Below are 17,066 nucleotides of genomic sequence, written 5' to 3' on the forward strand. Positions count from 1 at the left end.
TTATTAAATTGGTTTTTTTAAATAAATAAAGAACTGATAGAAGTGTTCCCTGTCACGGCGTGAATTGCCTTTGCGAACAGGTCAGCTACTGTCAATACTTTGATTTTGGATGATTGCTGTTTTGGAGAGATGGTGTCTGTAATTACCAATTCTTCTAAAACTGAGTTTTCGATGTTTTCATAAGCTTTACCAGAAAGAACGCCATGCGTTGCAATAGCTCTTACTGAAGTAGCTCCTTTTTCCATGACGATTTGAGCAGCTTTGCAGAGCGTGCCTGCTGTATCTACCAAATCATCCACAAGAATTACATCCTTACCCTCTACATCCCCGATTACTTGCATTGATGCAATCTCGTTGGCTCTTTTTCTGTGCTTATCACAGACCACCATTTCTACTTCAAAATGCTTAGCGTATGCTCTGGCTCTAGCTACTCCTCCTACGTCCGGAGACGCAAAAATCATATTTGGAAGCCTTAGCGAATTCAAATAGGGCACAAAAATAGCTGATCCATTCAAATGATCCAAAGGTATATCGAAAAAACCTTGAATTTGTCCTGCATGTAGGTCACATGTCATGATTCTGTCTGCGCCTGCAGAGGTGATCATATTGGCGATAGCCTTAGCAGCGATGGATACTCGCGGTCTATCTTTCCTGTCTTGCCTAGCGTATCCGAAATAAGGAATGACAGCGCAAACTTTATATGCACTTGCTCTTTTGGCAGCGTCTATCATCAGGCAAAGTTCCAAAAGGTTGTCACTTGGAGGTGTAGTGCTTTGTACCAAAAAGACGGTGCAACCTCTGATGGATTCATTGAAACTGGGAGATAATTCGCCGTCACTAAATTTAGACAACGTAAGATCGCCTAGCTTTTTGCCATAGTTTTTAGCGACTTTCTCGGCAAGTGATTGGCTGTTAGTGCCTGAAAATATTTTAACCTCGGACATGGTTAGTAGTTTTTTTTTCGGGAAAGGTATGGAAAGGACTTAAGATCAAAAGTAATAATTTTTGAATGGATGGCTAAGGTGTTTGAAATTGAATCGGAAGATAATTTTGACTTTTGATACTATTAGGCTCATTTTTTAATTACTGGGGTAAAAGATTCAGTTTTCAATCACTTATTATAGGATGACTGTTGGTTGATCCTCGCGTCACAAATAGATTAACCACAATTTTAGAGGGGCATAGGGGGTTGATTGTTTCTATTATTAATAAGCTTATTGCCTTTTTTTTCCAGTCCTGTAAAATTTCAAGATTACAGGCTCTCGATCAAGAGTAGCTGCTTTTTTCATGTTATTTTGGAAGTGAAATAACAGATTATAAACCAACCCGAATGTTTATGAGATTACGATTTACTTTTCTAGCGCTGATTTTTGCCTTTTCTTTTGGCTCTTTTGCGCAAAATGTACCTACGCCAAAATCACATTTTGGCTTTGATATTGGCGATGATTATAAACTTGCCAATTTCTCCCAGACAGAAGCATACTTCAAAAAAGTAGCTGATGCGAGTGACCGAGTGAGCATGGTAGAAATCGGTAAAACCGAGTACGGTAGATCTCAGCCTATGATGATCGTGACAGCTCCTGCTAATTTCGCGAAGCTAGAACAGTACAGAGAAATTTCGCAGAAGCTTGCCCATGCTGAGATTACCAGAGAAGAAGCTGAGAAGCTATCGATAGAAGGTAAGCCTGTCGTATGGGTTGATGGAGGTTTGCATGCAAATGAAGTAGTAGGCCCACATCAGCTGATTGAAACACTTTACCAACTGGCTTCAAGAGATGATGCGGAGACGTTGAAAATTCTTGACGACGTGATCATCTTGCTTGTACATGCTAATCCTGATGGGATGGAAATCATGTCAGATTGGTATATGAGAAAGGAAGATTCTACAAAACGTGATCAAAATATCCCGATTCTATACCAGAAGTACGTAGGGCACGATAACAACCGTGATTTCTACATGAATAATATGAGCGAAGCTGCAAACATGTCTCTTCAGCAATATGTAGAGTGGATTCCGCAGATTATTTACAATCACCATCAGACAGCTCCAGCAGGCACTGTGGTGGCTGGCCCTCCTTATAGAGATCCATTTAATCATGTGTTTGATCCGCTGATCATCACTAGTCTAGATGCTGTAGGTGCAGCAATGATCAATAGAATGCATACAGAAGATAAGCCAGGCTATACCAGATTGGATGGTTCTGTATTCTCTACCTGGTGGAACGGTGGGCTTAGAACGACTCCTTACTACCATAATATTATTGGGATTCTTACAGAGATCATTGGTAACCCTACTCCGTACAGTGTGCCTTTGGTTCCAGACCGTTTGATTCCAAACAATGGAACGCCATATCCAGTAGCTCCACAAGAATGGCCTTTCCGTAGATCAATTGATTACTCTGTGTCATTAAACTATGCGATTTTCAATCATGCAGTGAGACATGGTGATGAGTTGCTATACAATATTTACTTGATGGGGAGAAAGTCCATTGAGAAAGGAAGTCAGGATAATGTGACTATGTATCCTAAATATGCTCAAGCTGTAGAAGATGCTTTCAAGGCATCAGATAAAAGTAGAGGTGGCGAGAGATCAAGAGGCGGAATTCCAGCTGAGCTCTACGATTCTATCTACAACGCGCCAGCGAATAGAGATCCTCGTGGTTATATCCTTTCCGCAGATCAACCAGATTTTCCTACTGCAGTGAAGTTTATGAATGCGTTGATCAAGTCAGGGATTTTGGTAGAGAAAGCAACCGCTGAATTCACGGTCAATGGCAAAACCTATCCGGTAAATTCTTTCATCGTGAAAACCGCACAAGCATTTCGTCCGCATGTAATAGATATGTTTGAGCCACAAGATCACCCAAATGATTTCCTATATCCAGGCGGTCCTCCTATCCGTCCATATGATGCTGCTGGCTGGACCTTGGCTTTGCAAATGGGAGTGGAAGTGGATAAGCAATATGAAAGTTTTGAAGGCCCTTTCGAGAGAATTCCTTACGGAGAAATTCAGTCATCTCCCTCTAAGTCACTTGCAAATGGATCAGGTTATTTACTTGATGCTAGAAATAATAACAGCTTTATGGCAGTGAATGATTTGCTGAAAGCAAAAGTGAAAGTTTATAGAACCAATAATTCAGTGGATGGGCTACCAGTTGGTTCATTCTACGTAAGTGGAGGTAAAAAAGAATTGGAACTGGCTGCCAAGGAATATGGAGTATATCCAGTGCCGGCAGCTATGCCAAAGGGAGCAACCTTAATCCAGCCAGCTAGAATCGGTTTGTATGATTACTATGGTGGCTCTATGCCTTCAGGCTGGGTTCGCTGGGTGATGGAGCAATTTCACTTTGAATACCAATTGGTATTCCCTGAAGAGATTGACGCGGGCAACTTGAATGAGAAGTATGATGTGTTACTATTTATCAGCTCAGGGATTCCTTCTGTGGGCGCAGCAGGATTTTCTAGATCTCAGCCCAAACCTGAAGAAATCGACGAGAAATATCACCATATGTTGGGGGACTTTAGTGTTGAGAAGTCTGTGCCGGAGTTGAAATCTTTCATAGAGAAAGGTGGAAAGGTGATTTCTGTAGGTTCAGCCACTGATCTAGCCTATCACTTCGGTTTGCCAGTAGAAGATGCCCTAGTTGAAATAGATGAAAACGGTAAAGCCAAATCACTTAGCGGTGAGAAATACTATGTGCCAGGCTCAGTGTTGGAAATGCAGGTAGATAGTTCTGTGCCGATGAATTATGGTATGGGTGAAAGTGCATACATCATGTTCAATAGAAGCCCAGTATTCAAATTGTCACCTTCAGCGGCAAATAAAGGAGTGAAGCCAATTGCTTGGTTTGGAGAAGAGGAGCCACTAAGAAGTGGATGGGCATGGGGACAGTCTTATTTGAAAAATGGCGTTACAGCCTTCGAAGCTCAAATGGGCAAAGGTAAGTTCTATGCTTTTGGACCAGAGATAACCTTCAGAGCTCAGTCCCATGGCACGTTTAAGATGCTATTTAATGGATTGTATAAATAAGAATCATGTTCTGATTATTGAAAACCGCCTTGAGAGAGGCGGTTTTTTTTATGGTTATTATTCTTTCACCAAAGTAGACACGCAGGCTGTTGCTGAGAGCACAATATATTTGCATTTCCTTCTTCTCAGTCTCTATGGACTGTGCCTTCTTAGAGTACTTTATTTCACAAATCTTTTTTAACTTAAACGTATTCATATCCCTCACCTTTTTTCATTGATCCATGAATAACGACGATTCAATTTTTATTTCAGGAATACACAATTGGTGCGATCGCTGGTGTGAACGCTGTTCATTTACAGCGAGATGCAGAGTTTTTGAAAAGGAGGAAGAAAGAGATTTGAAAGATCCTGAGGATTTTTGGAATGCTTTATCCCAGAATTTCAAGGAGACTTTAGAGATGCTTCGTTTAATGGCAGAGGAGAATGGGATTGATATTGACAACATTATTGAAGAAAGTAAGAATGATACTTCTTTGTCTCGGGCGGATAAATTACTAGATGAACATCCATTGAGTGTGATTACTAATAAATATTTATTTGAGGGTAAAGATTGGCTTGACTCATCTAATGTCAAAGACTATCTGGAAGAATTAACTCAGCAAGTAAATCTTGGGTTGATGGATCTTTCTGAGGCTCAGATACAAGGTGCTAAAATTGAGGAGGGGCTTGAAGTGATTCGATGGTATTTATTTTTTATCCATGTAAAATCTAAAAGAGTGCTCAACGATATTTCTGATGACTTTTGGGAAGAGTACCCGGAATCTGAAAAAAGCTATAACGGATCAGCAAAGATTGCGATGATCTCGATTGAGCGAAGTATGCAAGCTTGGAGAATATTGCTAGATGCATTAAGATCGGAGCAGGATTCAATTTTGAGCTTGTTGGTCCTCTTGGAGAAATCCAGAAATTTGTTGGCTGACTTGGTTCCAAATTATGCTCAATTTATTAGACCAGGCTTTGATGAATGATCCATCAAAGAGTTAGATCTTAGTAACTATTACTCAAAAATCCGTTAGACAGAAAAGTTAATTAATTTGATTTTATGGACTCTTATTTACATTATGCCCATGCTGAACTCGCGCTTTGGCAGTATAGAATGAAGAAAAAGCCAAGTCTAGGAGGGAGAATCACTCATGGTGTCCAGAATAAAATCAATAGCTGGATTCCTGAAAAAGTCCACACGGTGGTGACGACTGCTATTGAGCATATGGTCAAAGTTGTCCTTACAGGTTCTAGCTGGATTGTCCCAAAGCCACATGAAAGTCTGTCATTCAAGCAGCGAGAATTCAAAGTGAGAAGTAGAATTAAGTGGTATCGAAATACCGCTTCTGTGGAGGGTGCAGTCACGGGTGCAGGTGGAATTCTTTTAGGCTTTGCAGATTTCCCTGCTTTTCTGACGATTAAAATGAAAATGCTTTTTGATATCGCCGCACTTTATGGTTTTGATACCAAGGATTTCCATGAGCGACTATTTCTACTATATGTTTTTCAACTTAGTTTTTCCTCTCAGCAAAGACGCAATGATCTGATCGGACTTGTGGAAAATTGGGAGGAATTTAGGGGCACTTTGCCCAGTGACCTCAAGGAGTTTGATTGGAAAACTTTTCAATTGGACTATAGAGATTACATAGATCTAGCGAAACTGGCTCAACTGATTCCAATCGTAGGAGCAGGAGTCGGGGCGATTGCAAATTATCGCTTGACAGAGCATCTTGGGAAATACGCAATGAACGCTTATAGATTACGTGTGTTAGAGTGATAAGCCGCTAAGTCGGAACTGTTGCATTTCAAAAAACGAATTAATTCAACATCTATGGAATCTCAAAAACACCTTTTTAGCCTCGATCCAGCTATTCATTACCTCAATTGTGGATATAAGGGGCCGCTTATGAAATCGGCTGAGCAAGCTGCTATTGGAGCGCTTATACGGGATAGAAACCCAACTAGTATTGCACCCGAAGACTTTTTCACCACCGCCAAAGAGGTCAAGGGGCGATTTGCTGAGTTGGTAAATTGTGATCCTTTTCAAGTAGCATTGATTCCCTCGAGTTCATATGGCTTTGCTATAGCCCTACGAAATATTTCCTGTGAACCAGGCCAGCATGCGATCGTTTTGGAAGATGAGTTTCCAAGCGGGTATTTTTCTCTGAAAACTTGGTGCGACGAAAATCAGGCGCTGCTTAAAGTAGTCGGGCCCAATAAAGAGGCTGAGACCCTCGGAGAAAGCTGGAACAAGAACTTACTGGAAAGTATCACTTCAGAGACTGCTGTGGTGTTGATGTCCTCTGTGCACTGGATGAATGGATTGAAGTTCGATCTGGAGAGCATAGGACAAAAATGTAAGACGGTAGGAGCGATTTTTATAGTGGACGGCACTCAATCTACTGGCGCGGCTCAGATGGACGTGAAACGCTTTAAGATTGATGCACTGATTTGTGCGAGTTACAAATGGCTGCTTGGACCATATGGGATGGGGATTTCCTATTTCGGTCATGCGTTCGACAACGGAAAGCCTCTGGAGGAATCTTGGTTGAATCGTACCAATTCTCAGGATTTTGGGAACCTGACCAAATACGATCATGAGTACACCGAGGATTCTGGTCGCTACAATGTGGGTGAGATGAGCAATTTCATCCTTTTGCCTATGCTGAATGAGTCCTTGAAGCAGATCAATGAATGGACAGTGCCCGAGATAGAGAGCTATTGTCAAGAGCTTACAATTCCTCTTTATAGCTATCTAAAAAGCAGAGATGTAGTACTTGAGGACGAGCAGTATACCTCACATCACCTTTTTGGTTTGAAATTGCCTGAGGACATTGATACAGAGCTATTGAGAAATAACCTACAGATGAACAAGATTTCAGTGTCCAATCGTGGAGGCAAGTTGCGTATTTCTGTGAATGTATTTAATACTGCCGAAGACATTGATAAGTTGATTCAGGTATTAGAGTCTAGTAGGTTCGTAGAATAACTTCTAAGTCGATAAAAGATAGGCATAAAAAAAGACCGCTGATTCAGCGGTCTTTTTTACTTTTTTAGTTGGCTTACCAGGGCTCGAACCTGGACTCTTCTGAACCAAAATCAGACGTGTTGCCAGTTACACCATAAGCCAGTTCAGTAGGGAGATATAACTCCTCTCCTTTAAAGTGTCACAAAGGTAGAGTCTTGCTTCTTTTTTTCCAAACCAGTATTTAAAGATTTTTGTGTTTTTTAGCTAATTGCCTTTGAATCAGCTGAAAATATTGGTCTTTTAGACTGTGGGTATATGCTATACAAGTTAACTTAAAATGAAATTTCTATTTGCGATAATAGGAATTGAACGTCTTAAAATTGTGATTCTGTTAACAGTGAGGAGGTTATATTGCGTAATTGGAAATATATGTTCATTTTTGTCAAAAAATACAGAAAAAGCTACTAAACCATTATTCGTTATGCAAGTTGAGAAATTAGAAAAAACTGTACCTGAAGTGGTGCAGAAATTAGTAAAGTTAAAATCTGGTGAAACCTTAGCGGCAGAGCTTTCTTGGTGCTGGGTAAGTTTCCAAAATGATCAGAACCCTGTAGGTGTGATCCAAAAAGGGCAAGAGGCTCTAGCATTTTTCAAAGAAGCTAGAGAAAAGAACAGCAAGGCTGTTTCTAAGAAATTGGTAGAAAGCTTTGAAAAAGCATTGAGTTAAGCACAAAAAAAACCCCGAATTTATCGGGGTTTTTTATTTTTATCAGTGCGGAAGAATTACTCTCCTGACACGTTGAATTTAACGTTAGTTTTCACTTCTCTATGAAGGTCAACTTCTGCAGCAAATTCTCCAGCACCATCAACTGGCGTATTGATAGAGATTTTCTTTCTGTCGATGTCGATACCTTGAGCTGCCAATGCGTCAGCAATCTGAAGAGTAGTTACTTTACCGAAGATTTTACCTGATTCACCGATTTTCGCTTTGATCTCTAGTGTTAGAGCTTCAAGTTTTTCAGCGATATTCTGAGCTTCAGTTTTAATCTTTTCTGCTTTGTGAGCAGCTTGCTTGATATTCTCAGCAAGAATTTTCTTGTTAGAGCCAGTTGCAAGTACTGCGAAACCCTGAGGAATCAGGTAATTTCTTCCGTACCCTGGCTTTACAGCTACCAAGTCATTCTTATAGCCAAGACCTTTGATGTCTGTTTTTAGTATGATTTCCATTTGTAATGATCTTTTGTGATTGGACGATACAAGACCGAATTATTTCAACCCATCGGTTACGAATGGCAACAAAGCCAAATGTCTTGCTTTTTTGATGGCCTGGGCCACTTTTCTCTGAAATTTCGCAGAGTTACCAGTAAGTCTTCTTGGAAGAATTTTACCTTGCTCATTGACGAACTTCAACAAGAAATTAGGATCCTTGTAGTCAATGTACTTAATGCCGTGCTTCTTGAATCGGCAATACTTTTTTCTGATTTCGCCTCTATTGATTGGCTCGTTAACTAATGTCATTTGGTGGCTTCCTCCTTAGCTTCAACTTTTTTGTTAAACTCTCCTTTTCTTCTTCTTTCGGCATAAACAATTGAATGCTTATCCAAAACAGTAGTCAAGAATCTCATCACTTTCTCGTCTCTTCGAAGTTCTACTTCGAATTTGCGGATAAGCGTAGGATCGGCCTTGAATTCAACCATAACGTAGAAACCTGTAGTCTTTTTCTCAATAGCATAAGCCATTTTCTTAAGACCCCAATTTTCCACATTAATAACGTCTGCCCCCAGTTCTTTTAACAAGTTCACAAACTTGTCGACAGTATCCTTTATCTGAACATCAGATAAAACGGGAGTTAAAATGAATACCGTCTCGTAATTTCTTTGGAACATTTTTTTAATGTGTTTAAGGAATTTAATAAACAGGATGCAAAAGTAGGGGAAATCTCACTGTATTCCAAATGAATAGCTAAGTCAAAAGTAAGGGAAATAGAAAAGATTCAAGTACATGACTCCTATATAAGCAATGAAAGTGCTGTTGGATTGGCTGAGGTGTAACGTAATTGTTTGTATTGCCCTGAGATAATTGATAGATAATTTTTCAATTGCTCTCTCTTGGCCCATTTCTGTGACTGCCTTAGCTAAAAATAACGGGCCTTCATGAAAAAGCCTCCCGAAGGAGGCTTTGATTATTTTACAGTGAAAGTCTTAGAACCGACTTCGTAATTGTCGACAAAAATTTTGACCTGATGTATGCCAGAAGTGTAATCCGTGCCCTTTTCGTAGAAGAAAGTGAGTTCCTGCTCTGTATTGTCAAAAATCACATCTTGTTTTACAGTGTAGAATTTCTCTGCTCCATCCATCATAAAAGTTCCTGATCCCTTAGCTACATCAAATATTGGCTGAGCATTGGGTGCCAATACCTGCACATAGATATTTCTAGGCCCTTTCTCCGCGACTTTATTGTCAGCAAGATTGAAACTCACTTTGATGCGTTCAATCTGTCTGTTTCTGAAGTCTTTCGTAGTTTCAACACGTTCTTTACCTTTAGAATTTACAGCTGAGATTTCAATGTTTTCAGCCTTCAGCATAGAAGCCACATTAACTTTAGCTTGAAGATCTTCTTTTTGGATATTCAGTTGAGCTACTTCTTCTTCAATCTCTGCTTGAGTGGTTTTTAGATCCTGATTCTCTGTGAAAAGTTGCTGATTCATAGCCCGTAATTCAAGTATCTCCTGGTCTTTCTGTACTATCATACCATTGTAACTCTTGATTTTCTCATTTAAGGCAACTATTTCTGAAGAACTTCTCTGTCTCGATGTATTTCTTTCCGCGATTAATTGATCACGTACTTCTTCGAGCGACTTCACATCACCGCCAAGTTTCTCTATTTCTAGTATTCTTAGATCTAACTGATAAGTCACAGAGTCAAGCCGCTTGTTCAGGTCATTGTTTTCTGTAGAAAGAAGAAGAATCTCTTCTGATTTTTTGGTTCGATCTACATAGTCAGTGTACAATTTGATTCCGCTTATTATTACCAAGAGTACCAAAACAATAATGATAATGTTTTTACCTTGGTCTTTCTTTTCAGGCGAGGTTTTTTCAAATTCCGTATTCATGATTTATTCAGATAAGGCTATATAATGGCTTTTTTAGACAAAAATTATTGGACCCAAAGGTATTCTACAGGCAAAACCGGTTGGGATATAGGATATGCCTCTCCACCACTTGTGCAATATTTAGACCAAATTAAAAATAATGGCATCCAAGTCTTGATCCCTGGTGCTGGCTCGGGCTATGAAGCTTCTTCCGCTATGCAATCTGGATTCACTAATGTCCATCTGCTCGATATATCCGAAGAGCCGTTAAAGAGATTTGCTTCATTGAATCCTGATTTTCCTGTTGAGCATATTCATCATCAGAATTTCTTTGAACATAACGGTTCCTATGATTTAATTTTGGAACAGACATTCTTCTGTGCACTCAACCCAAATCTCAGAGAGGATTATTTAATCAAAATGAAAGAGCTGCTAAAACCAGGAGCTAAATTGGTTGGTATTTGGTTTGATCGAGAATTTGACTTTGAAGGTCCGCCTTTTGGAGGGAAATCAACAGAATATAGAAAGCTATTTGAAAAATACTTCGATATCAAAGTTCTAGCTCCCTGTTACAATTCTGTTCCTGAGCGATTAGGATCAGAGGTGTTTATGATCCTCGAAAATTCAAAAATCTAGTATATACTCTGTTTTTTCTCCTGGATAGTCAAAGAACACAATACCGCATTCATAGAAATCTAAACTGAGTTTGACTTCTGGTTTGCATTTTATTTCTTCCCATGCCATTTCCATTTCTCGCGACCAATGAATGTCGCCTATGGCAATGATGGACTTAGGGTGGATTTTCGTAAGTAGTAGCTCAAAATAGCGTAGTGTCCCTTCGAACGTGTGGGTTGCATCTATCAGCACAAAGTCTACTTGGTGCAAGGGTTCTAAAGCGTTGGGGAGTGTTTCGGATAGTTCACCCACAATAATTGTAAGATTTTCATATCCATCAACTGGCTTTGCAACTCTGGCTATTTCTTCCGAGCCTTCAAAAGAATAAATTTGACCTTGGGTGACTTTGGAAAGATACCTGCTACTGATCCCCATACAAGTGCCTAGTTCGAGCACTGTATTGGCAGCAGTTAATGAGCAGAAAAACTGATAGAGTTGTGCGAATTTCCTGTTACTGGTGCTGAATTTTGTAATATCAGCAACTCGTCTTTTAGCAGCATTGACACTTTTAGACCCTGCTCCAAAATCCTCCACATCAATTACCTCCTCGGAAGAAAGAAGCTCTTTTCTGTAGATTTCTACGTCCAGATCTACTTCTTTTCTAGCTTGAATAAATCTGAAAAGATTTTGATGAGTATTGTAAAGTAGGGGAGACTGAAGTGAGTATTTGTCCTCTTTCTTTAGCCAGTAACTTAGATAGGTAAGGAGCGGATAAACTTTGTTTTGCAACTCAATTGTAGAAGTAATTGGCAATCATCTGGAATTCTGGTATTACTACCTCGAATTTACTTCCATCAACCAATTTTTCCATGAAGTATACTCCTTTCATCTTACCCAGACCAGATTTCAAATTGCAACCAGATACGTAGCTATGCGATTCACCTGGTTCCAATACAGGTTGTTGTCCAACGACACCATCTCCTTCAACAATTTTTTTGATTTCTGCAGCATCAGAGATTTCCCATCTTCTGCCCATTAACTGAACAGTTTGGTTGCTTTTGTTTTCAATAGTTACCTTGTAGGTAAATACAAAATGATGCTGATGTGGACTGGAGAATTCTGCCTGATAGGTGACTTCTACACTGACTTGAATACCTGAAGTGACTGTAGTTACCATATATTAAACAATTTCATAGCTAGCAAATATACAATTTATAGTTAAATATCACCAAATTCTAATGGAAGTTAAAATCGATCCAAGTTGGAAAATAGCTTTGAATCAAGTGTTTGGGCAAAGGTTTGTTGAAAGCCTATTTGCGTTTGTAGAAGACGAATATACCACCGTAAAGGTTTTCCCTCCTACGAAAGAAATATTTAATGCATTTAACCATTGTCCAATATATTCTGTGAAAGTGGTTATTCTAGGTCAAGATCCTTATCATGGCTTAGGGCAAGCCCATGGTTTAGCTTTTTCAGTAAGGCCGGGGGTGCCTTTTCCTCCAAGTCTTTCCAATATTTTCAAGGAAATAGAATCTGACTTAGGAAAGCCTTTGCCACTTAATGGAGATCTTACCAGATGGGCAGACCAAGGTGTGTTTCTATTGAATGCGACACTAACAGTTCGAGCACATCAAGCTGGGTCTCATCAGAAAAAAGGCTGGGAGGAGTTTACCGATGAGGTGATTCGCGCGATAAGTGATCAGCGAGAACATGTCGTGTTCTTTCTTTGGGGAGCATACGCTCAAAAGAAATCTATTCTAATCGATGCTAACAAACATTTGATATTGAAAGCGCCACACCCCAGCCCACTTTCTTCTTACCGTGGTTTTTTTGGGTGCAAGCACTTTTCAAAAGCCAATGAGTATTTAATAGCAAATGGGATAAAGCCGATTGACTGGTAAGAGCAAGTATTCAGTTTTTCAGTCGCAGTGATCAGCTCAGTTTTTTTTTCTTAGAAGAGAGTTTTAGTATAGTTTCAAAGACGATAGGTAAGAATTACTATAGTAAAACTAGGTTTTAGCAGAAACCGCCTTGAATATTAGTGGTAAAAAAAAGCCCTGAGATGATCAGGGCTTAATGCTTAATTTATTCCGCTAAATATTCTACTCCATCGAATTTTGCTGAACATCGATTCATGCTTATCCAGGGAAAGCCACAGGAACCAAGCTTTACCTACAATGTGATCTTCCGGCACAAATCCCCAATAACGTGAATCCAGAGAATCGTGTCGATTGTCTCCCATCATGAAGTAATAATTCTGTTTGAAAGTATAGCTTTCTACTTTTTGACCATCGATGAAGAGTTGACCGTCTTTGGCTTCTACATTTTCGAGGCCTTCATAATTCATAATTGTTGAACTGTATTTCAATACATTATCCGCGGTCATTTGTATTGTCCAGTCCTTAGCAGGAATCTGAAGGGGTCCGAAATGATCACGGTTCCAGCCTAGCGCAAGTCCATCTGGGAAAATAAGTGAATCTCCTTTACTTTTCTCGATACGTTTAATGACGGAAGTAACTACTGGGGAGGATTCTAATCTATTGATGACCTCTTCAGTAGCGAAAACCAAGTAGCCTGAGCCATCAGTGAACGAAATGTGACTGTCAGGATTAATGTCATAATCTTTAAAGAAATCTTCCGTAAGTGGTCTGTTAGTAATCACATCGTATGAATACTGCATCTCTGCAGGTTTTTCTGCAAGCTCATTGTTGATATAAGCATCTCCATTTCGTACTTCTATTACATCTCCGGAAATGCCAACAGCTCGTTTGATGTAATTGGTTTTAAGATCAGTTGGGTATTGGAATTCAACAGGGTAGTTGAATACTACTACATCATTTCTCTGAACATCTGAGAAACCAGGAAGTCTGTAATAGGGAAGCTGAATAGCATCTGAATAGGATGGTATCTCTGTACCCCAGACTTTCTGATGGGTAAGAGGAACTTGCAAAGGTGTCATTGGAAACCTCGTTCCATAATGCATTTTACTTACGAAAAGAAAATCCCCCACTAAAAGTGATTTCTCCATTGAGGCAGTGGGGATTGTAAATGGTTCTAGAAGAAGCCAACGGATCAAACTGGCGGCTACTACTGCAAAAATCAAGGCATCACCCCATTCTCTGGCGGCTGATTTTTTTTTGGTTGACTTACTCATGATTGGTTTTTAAGTTCAGAAAGATAGAAAATCATCCATGGAAAGCACGCCTTTCTTACCTTGAATCCACTCAGAGACTAAAATTGCGCCAAGTGCGAAGCCCTGTCTGCTGTGTGCGGTATGCGAGATTTCAATATCGTCTATTTCAGATGAATAGCGAATGATATGCGTTCCTGGAGCTGGGTCTATACGTTTAGAAGTGATAGGTAGCGATTGTTCATTTTCGTTCACTCCTTCGGACAGGTTCCAGTTGTTCAGTACGTTTATATTTTTGATTATGCCTTCGGCCAAAGTGATCGCAGTCCCTGAAGGAGCGTCTTTTTTAGCAGTATGATGAATCTCTTCTACAGAACTTTTGTAGCCAGTAGTTTCATTCATAAGCTTGGCAAGGAATTCATTGACTTTGAAAAAGATGTTGACACCGATACTGTAATTGGAAGCATAGAAAAATGCACCATTCTTATCAAGCGTTAGTCGTTCGATTTCTGCTTTATGGTCTAGCCATCCAGTTGTACCAGATACAATAGGGATGCCTCGCTCAATAGCCCATTTAATGTTTTCTACAGCAGCTTCAGGCTGGCTGAATTCAATCGCCACATCTATAGTAGCTGGATCGAGTGAATCCAACTCATCTCGGTTGTCAATGTTGATTTTTGCAGCTATTGTATGACCACGGGATTCTGAAAGCTGACCAATCAGCTGTCCCATTTTTCCGTAGCCTAGAAGTAAAATATTCATTAGTTAAAAATTGAGTTTTAAAGAAAGTCCAACTGAGGTATTATTGGAAGAGAATCTTTCGTAATGTGGTTCAAATTTCAATGAGATATCATCAGAAACATCAAATCCGGAGAGGTGTGCATCCACATTGGCATCTATTAAATTCAGTGCATAAATGCCTCCTAATAGCAGGAAGCATAGATCACGGTTTTTTCTCCAATAGTTTACATTTCGCACTAGTCCATCACGGTTCAAGCTTGGGAAATCTGTTGTTAATTCATCATCGAAGTCTGAAAGTGCTTGTTTGAACACATTATAGAGGCGATTATTATAATTTATAAAGTAAATATCGGTAATGAATCCCCCATAAATTAAAGGGACTTTCCAGGATTTTCCGTTATAAACTTGCCCTGCTCCAGGTAAAATCGCCGAGAGAATGGTGGCTTTTCGAGGATTCTTAGGCAGTGAAGAATAATCAGGCTTTACTTTAGGTTTTGGAGGTGCTGGGCTTTCTTTTTCTTGAGCAAGGGATACGGTGCTCAGACTAAAACAGAAAAGCAAAAGTCCCACTAAAATCAGCGGGGCTTTTATATTGAATTTGATATGAGAAACTGGGAGCTTCAAGGTTAGATGATTTCCAAGATTTCAAGAATTCGATTCAAATCTGATGCAGAATTAAATGGGATTTTAATTTCGCCTTTGTTTTTGGGATTTGACTTCAATGCGACTTTGGTTCCAAAATGAGAGGCCAATTGCTGCTGGAGCTTATTGATCTCATATTTCCTTACTGGATCTAATTCTGGTTTGGAAGGTTTCTCAGGTGTTCCTTCATTCAAAGCCTTAACTAGAGCTTCTACTTTACGAACACTTAATTCTTCCTCTACCGCTTTCTTGAAAATGGCGAGTTGCTTATCTACATCTTCAATATTGATCAAAGCTCGGGCATGTCCCATAGACAGCTGCTGATCCCGGATAGCACTTTGGATGGTAGGAGGGAGCTTTAGAAGTCGTAAGTAGTTATTTACAGTAGTTCTGTTTTTCCCTACTCTGTCTCCTAATTCTTCTTGTTTTAGGTCACACTCAGTAAGTAATCTCTGATAAGATTGTGCAATTTCAAGCGCATTTAGATTTTCCCGTTGAATGTTTTCGATCAGTGCCATTTCCAGCATTTGCTGATCATTGGCCGTACGAACGTATGCAGGGATTCGAGTTAAACCCGCAATTTTGGAAGCTTGGAATCTACGTTCACCAGAGATTAGTTGATATTCATCCGTATCGAGTTTTCTGACGGTGATAGGCTGAATGATTCCTTGAACCGTGATAGATTCTGCAAGTTCAGCTAGAGCGTCCTTGTCGAAGTGAAGCCTAGGCTGAAAAGGATTGACCTGAATTTGATCAAGTGGAATTTCAAAAATCCCGGTTTTAACGACCTCAGGTAATATGTCCTCAGATTTGTGTTTTGCAGGGCTGTCTTCTAGCAGAGCTCCAAGACCTCTTCCCAAGACACTTTTTTTTCTATTCGGTTTCTGGTCTGACATAGTTTATTTGGTCACTTTTTGCAGGTCGTTTTTCTGCGCGATTTCACCAGCAAGATTTAGATAAGCTACTGCACCTTTTCCATCTGCATCGAAGGAAATAGCTGGTAGACCAAAACTAGGAGCCTCACTGAGCCTCACGTTGCGAGGTATGATGGTGTCGAAAACCATGTTTTTGAAATGTAGCCGAACTTCTTCTACGACTTGATTAGAGAGTCGGAGTCTTACATCGTACATGGTAAGCAAGATACCTTCGATTTCCAAATCAGGATTCAATCTGGTCTGAATGATTTTTATGGTATTCAGTAATTTGCCTAAGCCTTCTAATGCAAAGTATTCGCACTGAACAGGGATGATTACTGAATTGGCTGCGGTAAGCGCATTGATAGTGATTAATCCTAGTGATGGAGAGCAATCGATGATGATGAAATCATATAGCTCTTTAATATCACTAATAACCTCTTTCATCTTCTCTTCGCGGTTATCCAAATTGATCATTTCCACTTCAGCACCTACTAAGTCAATATGAGAAGGTACCAAATCAAGATACTCCAGATCAGTTTTGTGAATAATCTCTTTTACATCAATTCCATCCACCATACACTCGTAAATACTCGTGTTGACGGATTTGGGATCATGACCTAGCCCGGAGGTTGTATTAGCCTGTGGATCAGCGTCAATCACCAGGGTCTTAAATTCCAGGACAGCTAAACTAGCCGCCAGGTTCATCGCTGTGGTAGTTTTGCCTACTCCGCCTTTTTGATTGGCTATGGCAATGATTTTTCCCATGGTGTTATTTGAAGAGTAATTTAATCTCAATATTAAGCAAAATGAATTCTTTTCCGGCTGATCTCTCCGCTTTTTTTAGCATTTTCAAAATGACCTAAAATCAGGGTTTTGGCGATAATCTATATTGTTATTATGTTATAAGTTTATGATAAACAGTGTATTAAATAAATTCAAGCCTGCTACAT

General features: G+C 39.7%; 19 protein-coding genes and 1 tRNA gene. 7 read left to right on the forward strand and 13 right to left on the reverse strand.

The annotated features are described in order from the left end of the window. Positions 1-17: 17 nt before the first annotated feature. On the reverse strand, positions 18-944 hold the full coding sequence (locus ESV85_RS09535) for a ribose-phosphate pyrophosphokinase (RefSeq protein WP_146916945.1): 927 nt from the start codon (positions 942-944) through the stop codon (positions 18-20). Between the two features lie 386 nt (positions 945-1,330). Between ESV85_RS09535 and ESV85_RS09540 the strand changes: the two genes are divergently transcribed. The 4 genes from ESV85_RS09540 (at position 1,331) to ESV85_RS09555 (ending at position 7,001) form a co-directional block, all read left to right on the forward strand. After that, a complete protein-coding gene (locus tag ESV85_RS09540; RefSeq protein WP_146916947.1) occupies positions 1,331-4,030 on the forward strand; it encodes a M14 metallopeptidase family protein in 2,700 nt (899 codons plus the stop codon). Positions 4,031-4,251: 221 nt separating this feature from the next. Continuing rightward, positions 4,252-4,998, forward strand: coding sequence for a hypothetical protein (locus tag ESV85_RS09545; RefSeq protein ID WP_146916949.1), 747 nt, complete (start codon positions 4,252-4,254; stop codon positions 4,996-4,998). Positions 4,999-5,072: 74 nt separating this feature from the next. Next, a complete protein-coding gene (locus ESV85_RS09550; RefSeq protein WP_146916951.1) occupies positions 5,073-5,789 on the forward strand; it encodes an EcsC family protein in 717 nt (238 codons plus the stop codon). A 54-nt stretch (positions 5,790-5,843) separates the two neighbouring features. Further along, positions 5,844-7,001: an aminotransferase class V-fold PLP-dependent enzyme gene (locus ESV85_RS09555; RefSeq protein WP_146916953.1), complete on the forward strand. Its 1,158-nt coding sequence runs from the start codon at positions 5,844-5,846 to the stop codon at positions 6,999-7,001. A gap of 68 nt (positions 7,002-7,069) precedes the next feature. Here ESV85_RS09555 and ESV85_RS09560 read toward each other — a convergent pair. Then, a tRNA-Gln gene (locus ESV85_RS09560) sits at positions 7,070-7,142 on the reverse strand. Positions 7,143-7,317: 175 nt separating this feature from the next. Between ESV85_RS09560 and ESV85_RS22715 the strand changes: the two genes are divergently transcribed. Further along, complete coding sequence (locus tag ESV85_RS22715) at positions 7,318-7,707, forward strand: hypothetical protein (protein WP_317130781.1); 390 nt, start codon at positions 7,318-7,320, stop codon at positions 7,705-7,707. 56 nt (positions 7,708-7,763) lie between these two features. On the opposite strand, the gene rplI is transcribed toward ESV85_RS22715, so the two are convergent. The 4 genes from rplI to ESV85_RS09585 form a co-directional block, all read right to left on the reverse strand. Next, the gene (gene rplI / locus ESV85_RS09570) at positions 7,764-8,207 is read right to left on the reverse strand and encodes a 50S ribosomal protein L9 (RefSeq protein WP_091695020.1); all 444 of its coding nucleotides are present in this window, start codon (positions 8,205-8,207) and stop codon (positions 7,764-7,766) included. A gap of 39 nt (positions 8,208-8,246) precedes the next feature. Then, positions 8,247-8,498, reverse strand: coding sequence for a 30S ribosomal protein S18 (gene rpsR, locus ESV85_RS09575; protein WP_057937597.1), 252 nt, complete (start codon positions 8,496-8,498; stop codon positions 8,247-8,249). Next, positions 8,495-8,866, reverse strand: a complete 372-nt coding sequence (rpsF, locus tag ESV85_RS09580) for a 30S ribosomal protein S6 (RefSeq protein WP_092898602.1) — start codon at positions 8,864-8,866, stop codon at positions 8,495-8,497. The genes rpsR and rpsF overlap by 4 nt, the downstream gene beginning before the upstream one ends. 296 nt (positions 8,867-9,162) lie before the next feature. Continuing rightward, complete coding sequence (locus ESV85_RS09585) at positions 9,163-10,092, reverse strand: hypothetical protein (RefSeq protein WP_146916955.1); 930 nt, start codon at positions 10,090-10,092, stop codon at positions 9,163-9,165. Between the two features lie 24 nt (positions 10,093-10,116). Between ESV85_RS09585 and ESV85_RS09590 the strand changes: the two genes are divergently transcribed. Continuing rightward, positions 10,117-10,707: a methyltransferase gene (locus tag ESV85_RS09590; RefSeq protein ID WP_146916957.1), complete on the forward strand. Its 591-nt coding sequence runs from the start codon at positions 10,117-10,119 to the stop codon at positions 10,705-10,707. Here the strand turns inward: ESV85_RS09590 and ESV85_RS09595 are convergent. Further along, positions 10,696-11,499 (reverse strand): O-methyltransferase, encoded by an 804-nt coding sequence (locus tag ESV85_RS09595; protein WP_223275960.1) that lies wholly within the window; start codon positions 11,497-11,499, stop codon positions 10,696-10,698. The genes ESV85_RS09590 and ESV85_RS09595 overlap by 12 nt on opposite strands. Then, positions 11,477-11,863 (reverse strand): Co2+/Mg2+ efflux protein ApaG, encoded by a 387-nt coding sequence (gene apaG, locus ESV85_RS09600; protein ID WP_146916959.1) that lies wholly within the window; start codon positions 11,861-11,863, stop codon positions 11,477-11,479. Before apaG ends, ESV85_RS09595 begins: the two co-directional genes overlap by 23 nt. Positions 11,864-11,924: 61 nt before the next feature. On the opposite strand from apaG, the gene ung reads away from it, so the two are divergent. Then, positions 11,925-12,587 (forward strand): uracil-DNA glycosylase, encoded by a 663-nt coding sequence (ung, locus tag ESV85_RS09605; RefSeq protein WP_146916960.1) that lies wholly within the window; start codon positions 11,925-11,927, stop codon positions 12,585-12,587. Positions 12,588-12,766: 179 nt separating this feature from the next. Here ung and lepB read toward each other — a convergent pair whose 3' ends face one another. The 5 genes from lepB to ESV85_RS09630 are packed head-to-tail and all read right to left on the reverse strand — an operon-like array spanning position 12,767 to position 16,881. Further along, entirely contained in the window at positions 12,767-13,840 is a 1,074-nt protein-coding gene (gene lepB, locus ESV85_RS09610; RefSeq protein WP_146916962.1) for a signal peptidase I, read from the reverse strand. Positions 13,841-13,855: 15 nt separating this feature from the next. Then, positions 13,856-14,578, reverse strand: coding sequence for a 4-hydroxy-tetrahydrodipicolinate reductase (gene dapB / locus ESV85_RS09615; protein WP_146916964.1), 723 nt, complete (start codon positions 14,576-14,578; stop codon positions 13,856-13,858). A gap of 3 nt (positions 14,579-14,581) precedes the next feature. Next, positions 14,582-15,181 carry a DUF5683 domain-containing protein gene (locus ESV85_RS09620; RefSeq protein WP_223275961.1) on the reverse strand — a complete coding sequence of 200 codons (600 nt, stop codon included), beginning with the start codon at positions 15,179-15,181 and terminating at the stop codon, positions 14,582-14,584. A 2-nt stretch (positions 15,182-15,183) separates the two neighbouring features. Beyond that, entirely contained in the window at positions 15,184-16,095 is a 912-nt protein-coding gene (locus ESV85_RS09625) for a ParB/RepB/Spo0J family partition protein (RefSeq protein WP_146916966.1), read from the reverse strand. A 3-nt stretch (positions 16,096-16,098) separates the two neighbouring features. Continuing rightward, the gene (locus ESV85_RS09630; protein ID WP_146916968.1) at positions 16,099-16,881 is read right to left on the reverse strand and encodes a ParA family protein; all 783 of its coding nucleotides are present in this window, start codon (positions 16,879-16,881) and stop codon (positions 16,099-16,101) included. Positions 16,882-17,066 lie beyond the last annotated feature (185 nt).

Source organism: Algoriphagus aquimarinus (assembly GCF_007997215.1).
Lineage (GTDB): Bacteria > Bacteroidota > Bacteroidia > Cytophagales > Cyclobacteriaceae > Algoriphagus > Algoriphagus aquimarinus_A.

Excerpts from the sequence above, each read along its gene's own strand:
- rpsR (WP_057937597.1), bottom strand. The coding sequence starts at position 8,498 with ATGACATTAGTTAACGAGCCAATCAATAGAGGCGAAATCAGAAAAAAG.
- apaG (WP_146916959.1), bottom strand. The coding sequence starts at position 11,863 with ATGGTAACTACAGTCACTTCAGGTATTCAAGTCAGTGTAGAAGTCACC.
- ESV85_RS09590 (WP_146916957.1), top strand. The coding sequence starts at position 10,117 with ATGGCTTTTTTAGACAAAAATTATTGGACCCAAAGGTATTCTACAGGC.
- ESV85_RS09535 (WP_146916945.1), bottom strand. The coding sequence starts at position 944 with ATGTCCGAGGTTAAAATATTTTCAGGCACTAACAGCCAATCACTTGCC.
- ESV85_RS09555 (WP_146916953.1), top strand. The coding sequence starts at position 5,844 with ATGGAATCTCAAAAACACCTTTTTAGCCTCGATCCAGCTATTCATTAC.
- ESV85_RS09540 (WP_146916947.1), top strand. The coding sequence starts at position 1,331 with ATGTTTATGAGATTACGATTTACTTTTCTAGCGCTGATTTTTGCCTTT.
- lepB (WP_146916962.1), bottom strand. The coding sequence starts at position 13,840 with ATGAGTAAGTCAACCAAAAAAAAATCAGCCGCCAGAGAATGGGGTGAT.
- ESV85_RS09625 (WP_146916966.1), bottom strand. The coding sequence starts at position 16,095 with ATGTCAGACCAGAAACCGAATAGAAAAAAAAGTGTCTTGGGAAGAGGT.
- ESV85_RS22715 (WP_317130781.1), top strand. The coding sequence starts at position 7,318 with ATGAAATTTCTATTTGCGATAATAGGAATTGAACGTCTTAAAATTGTG.
- ESV85_RS09630 (WP_146916968.1), bottom strand. The coding sequence starts at position 16,881 with ATGGGAAAAATCATTGCCATAGCCAATCAAAAAGGCGGAGTAGGCAAA.
- rpsF (WP_092898602.1), bottom strand. The coding sequence starts at position 8,866 with ATGTTCCAAAGAAATTACGAGACGGTATTCATTTTAACTCCCGTTTTA.
- rplI (WP_091695020.1), bottom strand. The coding sequence starts at position 8,207 with ATGGAAATCATACTAAAAACAGACATCAAAGGTCTTGGCTATAAGAAT.
- ESV85_RS09550 (WP_146916951.1), top strand. The coding sequence starts at position 5,073 with ATGGACTCTTATTTACATTATGCCCATGCTGAACTCGCGCTTTGGCAG.
- dapB (WP_146916964.1), bottom strand. The coding sequence starts at position 14,578 with ATGAATATTTTACTTCTAGGCTACGGAAAAATGGGACAGCTGATTGGT.
- ung (WP_146916960.1), top strand. The coding sequence starts at position 11,925 with ATGGAAGTTAAAATCGATCCAAGTTGGAAAATAGCTTTGAATCAAGTG.
- ESV85_RS09545 (WP_146916949.1), top strand. The coding sequence starts at position 4,252 with ATGAATAACGACGATTCAATTTTTATTTCAGGAATACACAATTGGTGC.
- ESV85_RS09585 (WP_146916955.1), bottom strand. The coding sequence starts at position 10,092 with ATGAATACGGAATTTGAAAAAACCTCGCCTGAAAAGAAAGACCAAGGT.